Annotated in this window: 4 protein-coding genes; 1 reads left to right on the plus strand and 3 read right to left on the minus strand. The window is 71.4% G+C overall.

Features of this window, described 5'->3' with window-relative positions:
- The coding region (locus tag ACGFX9_RS38280; RefSeq protein WP_393484505.1) for a phosphopantetheine-binding protein at positions 1-697 on the plus strand (697 nt) is incomplete at its 5' end.
- A gap of 84 nt (positions 698-781) precedes the next feature.
- Here the strand turns inward: ACGFX9_RS38280 and ACGFX9_RS38285 are convergent.
- From ACGFX9_RS38285 to ACGFX9_RS38295, 3 genes are all read right to left on the minus strand, one after another.
- Positions 782-5,353: an amino acid adenylation domain-containing protein gene (locus ACGFX9_RS38285; protein WP_393484507.1), complete on the minus strand. Its 4,572-nt coding sequence runs from the start codon at positions 5,351-5,353 to the stop codon at positions 782-784.
- 1 nt (position 5,354) lies between these two features.
- Positions 5,355-9,635, minus strand: a complete 4,281-nt coding sequence (locus ACGFX9_RS38290) for an amino acid adenylation domain-containing protein (RefSeq protein WP_393484509.1) — start codon at positions 9,633-9,635, stop codon at positions 5,355-5,357.
- 74 nt (positions 9,636-9,709) lie between these two features.
- Positions 9,710-12,771, minus strand: a 3,062-nt coding sequence (locus ACGFX9_RS38295; protein ID WP_393484511.1) for a type I polyketide synthase, incomplete at its 5' end; no start/stop codon positions are given.

Raw genomic sequence — 12,771 nt, forward strand, 5'->3', positions numbered from 1 at the left:
CCACACCCTCCACCGCAAACACCACCCCCACCACACCCTCCAAACCACCCTCGCCCACCACCACACCCACCACCACACCACCCACCAACCCAACCAACCCGGCCAACCCAGCCACCACACCAAACTCCCCACCTACCCCTTCCAGGGCCACCCTTACTGGCTGGACAGAGTCCCTGTGGCCGAGGTGCGAGCCCCGGTGGCCCAGAGTTCGCCGCGTGACGTGGTGCGCGGTCAGCTCGCCGTCGTCCTCGGTGTCGCCGACCCGAAGGCCATCGCCGGGAACCGGACCTTCAAGGAGCTGGGGTTCGACTCGGCCGCAGCCGTGGAGCTGCATCGGCGGCTGTCCACGGCGACAGGGCTGCAGCTGCCCAGCTCGCTGACGTACGACCACCCCACGCCCGACGCGGTCATCGACTTCCTGCGGTCCCGGTCGGCCGCCGGGCCGGGTGACGGTGACGGTGACGAGGGGATGGTGGAGCCGGTCCTCGAAGGGCTGGACGAAGTACGGGAGTTGCTGTCCGGGAGCCGGTTGGCGGAGTCGGCGCGGGCCGTGGTCGCAGGGCGGCTGAGCGAGCTGCTGCGGTTGTGCCAGGAGGCGGATGAGCCCGTGGAGTCTCCGGGCGGCGCGGATCGGCTCGAAGCGGCCAGCGACAGCGAGATGTTCGACTTCATCAGCAACGAGCTCGGAATCTCCTGACCGGTCGGACTCTCCTGAGCGGAACGAAGCGCACGGCCCGGGTGTGATCACCCGGGCCGTGCGCTTCGCGCTGCTGTGGGACCCTCAGCCCTCCTCGCGAGAAGCCAGCTCCGTGCACAGTTCCGCGATGGTCGGGTTGTCGAAGAGCAGGTCGGGGCCGTCCTCCGCGTCGTCGGACAGGCCGAACTCCGCCTGCAGCCGGCCGACGATGCTGACCGCGTGCAACGAGTCGCCGCCCAGCTCGAAGAAGTCGTCGGTGACGCCGAAGTCCTCATGCCCGAGGGCCGCGCTCCAGATGGCGAAGACGCTCCGTTCCCGGTCGTCGCGCGGAGCGACCCGCTCCCCCTCGCCCGCCTCGTTCCACGGCGAGGGCAGTGCCGTGCGGTCCACCTTGCCGTTGGCGGTGAGCGGAAGGCGGTCGATGAGCATGACATGGCGCGGAACCATGTAGCCGGGGAGAAGCTCCTCGAGGCCGGCGCGGAGCGCCTCCGGGTCGAGGGTCGCCGCCGGGCCGGCGCCATCACCACCTGGGCGCTGCGCGATCAGCACCTGCTGGCCGTGGAAGTCGACGGTCGCCTCCGGCCCCGGAACAGCCGCGAACCTGGTGAACCCGGCGTCCCCCAGGTGCCGTTGCCAGGCATCGGCGGAGAGCAGCGGGAGCCGCTGTTCCCCGCGATCCTGGGCGAGGGCCTCGATGAGACCCACCGTCACCAGCTGCTGGCGGGAGTTGACCGTGCCTTCGAGCAGGACGAGCAGGCCGCCGGGTGCGAGGACGGAACGGAGCCGGGCGAGGGACCATGGCAGATCGGTGGCGTCGTGCAGCACGTTGGCCGCTATGACGATGTCGACCGAGCCGGGCGCCACGCCCTGCTGCGCCGGCTCGCGGTCGATGTCGAAGATGCCATACTCGACCTCGGGACGGTGTTGAAAGCGCGTCTTGGCCAGGGCCGTGAAGTACGTCGACACATCGGTGAACGAGTACTGGGTCCGGCCCTCGGGCAGCGCTTCCAGAACTGCCGCCGTGGTCGCGCCCGTGCCCGCGCCCACCTCGAGGACCCGGACCGGCCCGCGTTCCTTGCCGCGGCTGTCCACGAAGGCGCGCACGCCCTGCGCGAGGACCCGGTTCTGCAGCCTCGACACGGCGTTGTCGGCGTACAGCGCGTCCGTCACCTTCTGGTTGCCGCCCTTGAGCAGGAGCTTCAACGGGCTCGTCCGGCCCTTGAGGATCTCGGTCTGCTGTTCGGCGCAGTCGGCGAAGTAGCCGGAAAGGACCGCCTCGCTGCCCTCGAAGTCCAGGGCGGCCAGACCGGCGTCGACCCGCTCGTCCAGGTCCGCGACGTCGAGCGGCTCGTCGGCCACGTACTCCCCGGGCGCGTCGCCGGCCCGCAGAACACCCTCCGCGGCCAGGATGCCAAGCCAGCGGTCCACAGCGCCGCGGTATCCGGGCCTGATGCCGCACCGGTCCACGATCTGCGCGGCGGACGCCCCCTCACCCTTGGCCGTGAAGACGCCGAGCCCGGCGAAGGTGCGGGCCATCAGGACGGGCGAGATGCCTTCCAGCGTCTCCAGCATCCTGCGGTACTCCGTCAACGGCGCCGCGAGCTCCCGCGTGCCCAGGTCCGTCCACTGCGCGCACGCACCGAGCACCTCGCCCCAGGCGCCGTCCTCGCCGACGCCCGCCGAGCTGTCCGAGGCACCCGCGGCGGGAACGACGTGGGCGACGAGCTGCCGGTGGCCGGTCTTGGGGCTGGTCTCCACCCCGGCGACCGCGTCGGCCACGCCCGGCCGGCGCAGCAGTGCGGCAGTGATCTCCCCCAGCTCGATGCGGTAGCCGTTGACCTTGACCTGGTGGTCCGCCCGGCCGAGGAACTCGATGTCGCCGCCCGGCAGATAGCGCCCCAGGTCGCCGGTCCGGTAGAGCCGCTCCCCGGTGCGCGGATGCTCCACGAAACGCTCCGCGGTCCGCTCCGGATCACCCCAGTACTCGCGGGCCACGCCGGTACCGCCGATGAAGATCTCGCCCGTCGACCAGATCGGACAGGGCTCCATGGCGGCGTCGTACACATGCAGTGTCTGATTGGCGAGCGGCTTGCCGTACGGGATGCGCGCCCAGTCCCCGGGGACCTCGCCGATGGGATAGCACACCGACCAGATGGCGGCCTCGGTGGCGCCACCGAGGCTGATCACCTCCGCCTTGGCGTGCTGACCGCGCACGGCGTCGGGCAGCGGCACCGGGATCCAGTCGCCGCTCAGGAGCACCAACCTCACCTTGGACGGGGGCAGTTCGACCGCGTCGCCGCGCGAGTCGACCCAGGCCTGCATGAGCGCGGGCACCGAGTTCCACACCGTGACGCCGTGCCGCTCCACGAGCTCTGTCCAGTGCGCGGGATCCTGGGCGCGGCCCGGCGAGGGGACGACGACGGTGCCGCCCGCGGCGAGCAGGCCGAAGATGTCGTACACGGACAGGTCGAAGCTGAGCGACGACAGCGCGAGCACCCGGTCGGCGGGGCCGACCTGGAAGCGGGCGTTCATGTCCTGGACGGTGTTGACGGCCGAACGGTGGTCGATCGCCACGCCTTTGGGCCGCCCGGTGGAGCCCGAGGTGTAGATGATGTACGCCAGATCGTCCGGGCCCGGCTCCGTGTCGAGCGGCTGTGCGCTGGAGCCGGTCACCTCCGCGTCCTCGAAGGTGACGGTGCGCACGCCCTCCGGCCAGTCGAAGGCCTCCCGCAACGCGGGCGAGGTGACCACGACGCGCGCGCCGCCCTCGCCGAGCAGCTGGTCCCTGCGGGCCTGCGGCCAGCCGGGCTCGACCGGCAGGTAACCGGCGCCCGACTGCTGCACGCCGATCACCGCGGCGACCTGCTCCCAGCCCTTCTCCAGCACCACGCCGACGACGGAGTCGGCCTCAGCACCCAGTTCCTTGAGGCGCCGCGCGAGCCGGCGCGCGTGCCGCACCGTCTCGTCGTAGGTCAGTTCCCGCTCGCCGTCGATCACCGCCACCGCGTCCGGCCGCAGCCGCGCCCGCGCCTCGACCAGGCCGCACAGGCTGCCGCCCGGCAGCTCGGCGGTGGTGTCGTTGGCCCGGTCCCGCTCCTCGGTCTGCCAGGCCGGAAGCGTCGCGGGCGAGCCGGGCGCGTCCCAGGCCGCGGGCTCTTCCACGAGCCGGTCGAGCGCCCGGCAGTACACGGCGAACATGTCGTCGAGCATCCCCTCGGGGAAGAGCGCCTCGACGGTGTCCCAGTTGAAGAGCAGCGCGCCCCGCTCCTCGGACGTCTGATGGTCGAGCCACACCTGCGGAGTCTGCGTCAGGCCGTACACCTGCTCCCCGAAGAAGCGGATGCCGTCCGACGGATCGCTGTCCGGGGCGCCGAGAACCAGGGCGCTGGTGAAGACGACCGGCATCGCCGCGGCCGGTCCGCCGCCGAGCCGCCGCGCCCGCTCCCGCAGCACCTGCACGCCGTTGTACGCCATGTGTTCGAGGTCGCGCATCAGCTGGGTCTGCAGGGCCTGGACCCGCTCGGCGAACGTCGCCCCGGCGTCGTACCGGTTCTCCAGCATCGTCAGCGTCGTGAAGTCCCCGATGACGTCATTGATCTGGGGATGCACGGGCGGACGGTTGAACAGGGTGAGGTTGAGGGTGAAGTCGGGCTGCGCCGACCACAGCCGCAGGGCGTCGCCGAACGCGGTCATCAAAACCGCCGACGGCGTCAGGCCGCGCTGCCTTGCCGTCTCCTTGAGGGCGCTCCAGCGATCGCGGGTCAGGCTGCCCGCCCGGCGGGTGAACTCGGTGCGGGACAGCTGTCCGGGCCGACGCGCGAGGGGCAGTTCGGGCGCGGCGGGCAACGAGTCGAGGCGGTCGAGCCAGTACGCCTCGTCCTGCTGGTAGCGGGCGCCGGAGCGGGACGCCGCCTCGTGCAGGACATAGTCGCGGTAGGACAGGGCCAGCGGCTCGGGGTGCCACGACGGGTCCTCGTAGAACCGACGCCACTCGCCGAACAGCACGAACAGGCTGAGACCGTCCAGGATCAGTACGTCGATGCTGATGTGCAGCCGCGTCCGGCCGCCCTCCAGGAGGCAGGCGCGGATGTCGAACATGGGGGCGCGGTCGGCGGGCAGGACCTGGTGGTCCAGCTGCCCGCGCACCTCCTCGATACCGGCCCGCTCGCCCTCCTCACCCGCACCGCGCAGATCCCGCACCGCGATCTCGTACGGCGGTACGTCACGGAGGATCCGCTGTCTGCCGTCCGGCTGGACCACGGCGCGCAGCATGTCGTGGCGTGCGATGACCTTGCGGAGCGCGGCGGTGAGGCGCTCCAACTCCAGCCCTGTGCGCTCCAGTTCGAAGTAGAGGTGGGTGGAGACACCGCCCAGGTCGAGTGCCGAGCCACGGCCCACCCAGTAGGCGTGCTGGATGTCGGTGAGCGGGAACGGCTCGTACCGCTCGTCGGGGCGGGGGGTCACGTCCGGTTCGTGGCCGGCCGTGGTGGTGCTGCCGCTCCGCAGCAGCGCGATCAGATCGTCCTTGCCGCGCTTCAGGCTCTCGCGCAGCTCGGCGGTGAGTGCGCCGGTGGGGGCGACGATGTCCAGGCGGTCACCGGCCAGGCGCAGCTTGATGCCCCGCCGGTGCAGCTCGGACAGGAGTTCCTGGGACATCTCAATTCTCCTTGGTGGTCTGGTGTGCGGGCACCGACGTGAAGCGTGTGATGCCCGGCGTCCCCAGCTGGTCGATCGCATGGGTGACGGCGGTGACGGCGGCCGGATCGGCGAGCAGGGTGTAGTGCGTGGCGGGGATCGACATGGCGCTCGCCCCGGCCCGTGAGAACCCGGCCCAGCCCCAGTCGGCGGCGGCGGTCCGCGGATGCCCGGCGAACTCGCTCACCACGCCCCGCTCGGCGCGCAGCACGTCGATCGGCGCGTCTATCGCACCGCCCTGATAGCTGTTGCAGGCCCGCACCACGCCGCGGAACACCGCGAGCGGGGAGACCAGATCGGCGGGGTCGAGCCCCGTGTCGGGCAGCCCGCGGGTGTAGCCCATGGCGAGCGTACGGGCGATCCTGTCGACGTCCCGCATACCGTCCAGGCGGCGCACCTCGTCGAGCGGCGCGTGCCCGGACCTGAACCCGACGCCGAGGTCCTCCAGGAACCACACCAGCAGCTGGGCCTCGTCGACGTCCCTGGTGAGGGACGGGGCAGGGGAGTCGAGGACGATGACGCGTTCGACCCTCTCGCCCTGCTCCTCCAGGAGCCGGGCCGCCTCGAAGGCGATCACGCCACCCGACGACCAGCCACCCAGCACATACGGGCCGCTGGGGCGCAGCTCACGCAGCGCGTCGGCGTAGAGCCGGGCCATCGCGCCCACGGTCGTCAGGGGCTCGTGTCCGGTCGCCGGGCCCGGTGCCTGGAAGGCGTACACGGGCCGGTCCAGGAGCTCGGCCAACTGCCGGTAGCACGCCACGTTGCCGCCGGCGGGGTGCACGAGGAACAGCGGCTCACTGCGTGCGGCACGCTCCGGGCCGCGCAGGGTGACCAGCGCAGTCCAGGCGCCCTGAGCGCTCTGCAGGCTCTCGGCGAGCTCGGCGATCGTGCGCCGTTCCAGGAGCAGCCCGAGCGGCACCCGGCTGCCGGTCCGCCCGGCCACCTGGCGCAGTACGCGCAGCGCGGCGAACGACTGGCCGCCCAGATCGAAGAAGTCGTCGTGCACACCGATCGCCTGAACGCCGAGCACCGACTCCCAGATCTCCGTGAGCAGGGCCTCCAACGGGTTCCTGGCCGGTGTGCGTTCGCGTTCCTGCCCCGCCTCCGGGCGGGAGAGCGACTCCAGGGCGTGGCGGTCCAGTTTGCCGTTGCCGGTCAGCGGCAGCGCGTCGAGCAGGACGACGCGGCCGGGAACCATGTAGTGCGGCACCAGACGGCCCAGCCGGGCCGTCAGCTCCGGTACCCAGTCGGCGCCGGAACCCTCCGGCACGACGGCACCCCGGTCCCGGACGACGAACGCGACGAGCTGCCGCCCGGATGCCGCGTCCGGAGCGACCACCGCGGCCTTGCCCACGCCCGGACAGGAGAGGAGCGCGTGCTCGATCTCGCCCAGCTCCACCCGGAACCCCTGGATCTTCACCTGGAAGTCCGAACGCCCCAGGAACTCGATGGCGCCGTCCGGCAGATAGCGCCCCTGGTCGCCCGTCCGGTACAGCCGCTCCCCGGTCCGTGGATGGCGGACGAAGGACGCCTCGGTCTTCTCCGGGTCGTTCCAGTAGCCGAGCGCGAGGCCACGGCCGCCGATGTACAGGTCGCCCGGCACCCACACCGGGGCGTCCCGCCCCGAGGCGTCAAGCACATGCCAGCTCTGACCCGCGAGCGGACGGCCGTACGGAATGCTCGCCCAGGCGGGATCGGGCGCGTCCACCGGATGACAGATGGACCAGATCGACGCCTCCGTCGCGCCGCCCAGACTGATCACCCGCGCGTTCGGGGCGACCTCACGGATCCGCCCCGGCAGGTCCACCGGAATCCAGTCCCCGCTCAGCAGCACCGTACGCAGCGACGGCAGCCGCACACCGGCGGCGGCCGCCTCCTCCACGAACAGCTGCATGAGGGCGGGCACCGAGTTCCACACCGTCACACCGAACGAGCGCACCGTGTCGATCCACGACGCCGGGTCGGTCTGCGACGCCGCGGGCAGCACCAGGGAGGCCCCCGCTTCCGCCGCGCCGAAGACGTCGTACACGGACAGGTCGAAGCAGAGCGAGGAGACGCCGAACAGCACATCGGACGAGGTCACCCCGAAGCGCCGGTTGATGTCGGACACCGTGTTCAACGGGCCGCCGTGGTCGAGCATCGCGCCCTTGGGGCGGCCCGTCGACCCCGACGTGTAGATGATGTACGCCAGATCGTCGGGCCGCCGTGTCGCCGCCCCCGCGTGCGCGTCGGGCGCCTCTCGCCGCCGCGCGCACTCCTCGACCGTGACCAGCGGCACCGCTGCCGCCTCGGCGAGCCGGTCGCGCAGCGCCGTCGACGTCACCACGGCCACCGCGCCCGTATCCGCGAGGACATAGCGGATACGGTCCGCGGGCCACTCCGGATCGACCGGCACATAGGCGGCTCCCGTCGCCAGAACGCCGTGCACGGCCGCTATCTGCTCCGGGCTCTTCGGCAGCGACACCGCCACCACATGGCCGGCGCCGGCGCCGCAGTCCGCGAGCCGCGCGGCGATCCGCAGGCTCCGCTCCCGCAGCTCGCCGTAGCCGACCTTGGCGTCGGGCCCGATCACCGCGGGCGCGTCAGGCCGCGCGGCGGCCGCGCGGGGCAGCAGCTCGTGCAGCAGCCGCACCGGCGGCTCGCCCGCCGCGGTGAGCGCCTCCTCGTTGACGGCCGCGCGCTGCTCGCGCTGGGACGCGGGCAGCAGGTTGAAGTCCCGCTCCCGCCAGGCCGATTCGTCCTCCGCGAGACGCGTCACCAGCAGGCCGTACGCCGACAGCATCTCCTCGATCATCCCCGCGGGGAACATCGCCTCGATGGCATCCCAGATCACCCACAGCCGGCCGTCCCGCAGCTCCCAGAACTCCGTGTCGAGGAGGGTCTGCGGCGTTTCGAGGAGGCTGTAGCCCGGCGGATCGGCCGGGCCCACGAACAGCGCGCTGCCCACGGCGAAGGGACACACCGCGCTGCCCGGAGTCTGCCGCACCTGATTCAGCGTCTGCAGCACCTTGCTGCCGCTCCAATAGGTGTGCTCCGTATCGGACATCACCCGCGCCTGCAGCCTGCGCACCCGTTCCTCGAAGCCCTCCGGATGACGCCAGTCGACCTCCAGCGGGTACAGCGACGCGAAGTTGCCGACGATCTCCCGCATCTGCGGATGCAGGGGAAGCCGGTGCGTGATCATGTTGTTCAGGAGGAAGTGCCGCGAGCCGCTCCACTGTGCGACGACCTCCGCGTGCGCGCCCAGCAGCACATTCGTCAGGGTCAGACCCCGTGCGTCCGCGCGCGCCTGCAACGCCTCACGGATACGCGGTTCAAGGAGCAGCTCACGCCGCGACAGCTTCGACCGGCGGCGGCGGACAGCGCCGCTCACCAGAGGCAGTTTCGGCGCGGACGGCCAGTCGGCCATCCGGTCGCACCAGTACTTCTTCGACTTCTCGCCCAGTGGCGACGCCTCGAGCTCGGCGAGCGTCAGCACACAGTCCCGGAACGCCACCTCGAGCTCGGGCAGTTCATCGTCGGGATGGTGGTAATAGTGCAGGGCGTCGCTCAGCAGCCGGAAGGCGCTCGGTGCGTCCGCGAACAGGTTGTTGTTGTTGAAGTGGAACCGCGCCCCGCGCTCCCCGTACAGGGTCAAGTGCGGTGTCAGCCACGGCCATTGGTCGTGCGCCGGCTCCTGTCGCTCCATCTGCTCACGGAGCTTCAGCAAAGCCGTCTCGACCTCGTCGGCGGGCATACCGCGCAGATCCGACACGGTGAACTCGACCGGCGCCGGATCGCGCACCGTGCGCAGCATCATGTCCTCGTCGGCCACCACGAGATTCTTGCGCTGGCGGTGCACCGCACGGTTGAAGGCCTCCTGGAAACGGTCCGCGTCCAGCTCGTCGAAGTCGAACTCCCCGTACTGGTGCGGGCGCACATAGAATTCGAACCCCTCCCGGCTGCCCATCAGGAAGGACTGCTGCAGATCGGACGGGGCGAACGGCTCATACAGCCGCTCCGCGTCGTGCTCCACCGTGGGCAGCTCGCCACCGGCCGCCCCCGGGCCGCTCGCCGGCCGCGCGAGCCACGCCACGATCTCCTGCTTGTGGCCCGCGAGACGCTCCCGCAGATCCTCCGTCAGGCTGCCGCGCGGCGCCTGCACCTCCAAGCGGTCACCGTCGGCGAGCTTCAACTTGATCTTTCTGTCCGCCAGTTCGTCCAGCAGCGACGCGATCTGGCCCATTCCTCCGGTGCTCAACTCGGAGCCTCTCTCCTGTGTCGTGGTGCGTATGGGGATGCGGGCTGGGACACGGGGATGCCGCGCGCCGTGCGTCACAGCGTCAGCACCTCGGTCTCCGCCGAGTCCTCCACGGCGTCGTCATCAGCGGCCAGTACGCTGCGCAGCGCCAGCTGACGGCAGACGAAATCGGCGATCTCCCGCGCCGTCCCGCCCCCGAACAGCAGGTCCGAAGGCACGTCGGCGGAGGTGTCGGACAGCAGCCGGCCCCGCAGCCTGACCGTCGTCAGCGAATCGAGACCCAGTACGTTCAGACGGGTCGCCCCGAAGCCGGGCCGCAGTTCGTCACGTCGCTGCTCATCGAGGCCGAGCAGCACCGAGACCATGTCGAACAGCTCACCCAGCACGATGTCGCGGGCCTGCTCCGGATCGGCCGCCGCCAACTCGGTCAGCTCCTCCGCGGACCGGTAAGTCCCGTCTGTGGTCCAGGGGTTGACACCGCTCGGCAGCACGGATTCCAGCAAGGTGTACGGCACCGGGCGCGCCGTCACCGCCGCATAGCGGTCCCAGTCCATCCGGGCCAGACCCACATGCGCGGGCCCGCCCGCAGACAGCCGCTGGAACGCGTCGAACGCCTGCCGCGGCGGCATCGCGTCCACACCCGTGGCGGCAAGTCCAGCGAGCGACCCGCCGCGCGCCGCCATGCCGACCTCCCCCCAGGCGCCCCAGCCGACGCTGAGCGCGGGAAGACCGAGCCGCTCACGACGGGCGGCGAGTGCGTCCAGAACCGTATTGGCCAGGACATAACTGGACTGCCCCGCGGCGCCGGTGATCGCCGTCATCGAGGAGAACAGCACGAACAGGTCGAGGTCCTCGCCGCAGGCCTGGTGGAGATGCCAGGCCCCGCCGGCCTTCGGGCCGAGTACCCCGCGGATCCGTGGCCCGTCCAGATGGTCGAGGACCGCGTCGTCCACGACACCGGCCAGATGGAACACACCACGCAGGGCGGGCAGTTCCTCCCGTACGAACGAGACAAGACCGGCGACGTCATCGGCCCGCGACACGTCCGCCCGCCGAAGCTCGACCCGCACGCCGTCGGCGCGCAGCCGCGCCACCTCGGACGGCACCCGCTCCGGTATGTTGCGGCCGGCCAGCACAAGCGACGTCGCCCCCTGCCGGGCGAGCCACCGCGCCACTTCCAGACCGATGCCACCGAGACCGCCGGTGACGAGATACGTCCCGTCGGGGCGTACGTCGACCGGGGGACGCCCGCCCGCCGGCTCCCGCTCGGTGATCCGCGCCTCGAACCACCGCCCGCCGCGCTCAGCTAGATGCCCCGCGCCCGGCAGCAGGGCCGCCCGCGCGATCGCCTCACCGAGCGGCGGCACCGGTCCGGCAGGATCGATGTCGACCTGGACGCACCGCAGATCCGGGTGATCGGAGATGACGGCCTTCGTGGCGCCGGTCAGGACGGACTGCGCCAGCGAGGGCACACTGCCCGCGACGCCGCCCGCTCCCGGCGGAAGGTGGGCGGCACCCACCGAGCGGATGACGACGCTTGGCCGCTCGGCGCCGCGGGCGCGCAGGAAGTGCTTGAGGATGAGCAGGCTGTGCAGGGCCAGGCGCTGGACCTCGGAGAACTCGCCGTCCGTGTCCGTGTCCGTGTCCGCGTCCGCGTGCGTGTCCGCGACTTCCGCGCCGGAGGCACCGTTACCTGAGACACCGTTCAGGACAAGCCCCGCGAGACGGCCGCTGTCGGCGCCCAGGGCGTCGAGTTCGCGGCTGAGGCGCTCACCGAAGAACCGCTCCAGTTCGGACTCGGTCTCCGCGTCCACGACGAAGGGAGCACTGAGCACCTCGCCCTCGTCTTCGGCCCCGCCGTCGCCCTCTCCATCGGCTGACGCGCCCCACCGGACGAGCCGCCCGCGCCAGCCACCGGTCATGTCGTCGCGGTCCACCACGAGCCACGGTGCCTGGGCCGGTTCAACGGTCTCGTCGGCAATGACAGGCGGTACGAAGGGCACCCACTCGACGGCGTACTCGCGAGGACGGGTGACGGCCATGCCGCGCAAGGAGGCCGCGGCGACGGTGCGGAACCGCAGACCCTCGACGGAGGCGAGCACCTTCCCGGACTCGGTCAGCAGGTCCAGGTCCATCGAGCACTCGCCGGACTCGTCGACACCGTGCCAACGGGCGTACGCCCAGACGCGATGGGGCAGCCGCTCGTACACCCGGATCCGGTCGAGCCCCACGGGCAGCCGCAGCGTCTCGTCGCTTTCGGTGAACCCCGCGACGACCTGGAAACAGGCGTCGAGGACGACGGGATGCAGCGTGTACGTCTCCGTGTCCCGCGCCATGCCCGGTGCTTCGACCGCCACCAGCGCGAGCGCCTCAGTGCCTGCCGCCGAGCGTCGGAGCTGCTTGAGCGCGCGGAAGGCGGGCCCGTACTCGACCCCGATCCGGTGCAGGCGCTCGTACAGCCCGCCGGAGTCGACGACCGGCATGCGGTCACGCAGGTCGTCGAGGTCGACACGGTGCGAACCGGCGGCCACGGGTGCGGCGAGCGCCACGGTCAGATGCTCGGTCCAGGGCCGGGCCGCCTTCCCCGTGGCGGGCTCGTCCGGCTGTCCGAAGCAGCGCACCAGGTAGCCGGCCTGTTCGGGCACGACCGATGCCTGGACCTTGACGGGTACGTCGGCGCCGAAGTGCAGGAAGTCGTTGAAGGTGACGCCTTCCAGGCCCACCCCGACCTCCGGGCCCACGTCGCCGACGGCCCGCACCCCCTCGACGGCCCACTCCAGCATCGCGGCGGCCGGAAGCACGGCGGTACCGGCGAGCCGGTGCTGATCGAGGAACCAGGGCCGGTTCGCCTCCAACTCCCCGTTGAACCAACGCCCTTCGCCGGCCGCGAGCTCGACGGGCTCGCCGAGGAGCGGGTGACCGCTCTCTGTTTGCTGGCGAGTCGCGGGGAGTGAGGTGATCCAGTAGGGCTGGTGTTGGAAGGGGTAGGTGGGGAGTTTGGTGTGGTGGCTGGGTTGGCCGGGTTGGTTGGTTGGGTTGGGTTGGTGGGTGGTGTGGTGGTGGGTGTGGTGGTGGGCGAGGGTGGTTTGGAGGGTGTGGTGGGGGTGGTGTTTGCGGTGGAGGGTGTGGGTGGTGT

This window comes from Streptomyces sp. NPDC048436 (assembly GCF_043200355.1).
Classification (GTDB): domain Bacteria; phylum Actinomycetota; class Actinomycetes; order Streptomycetales; family Streptomycetaceae; genus Streptomyces.

Bases quoted from the DNA above. Each gene is read 5' to 3' on its own strand.
- ACGFX9_RS38285 (WP_393484507.1), bottom strand. From the start codon at position 5,353: ATGTCCCAGGAACTCCTGTCCGAGCTGCACCGGCGGGGCATCAAGCTG.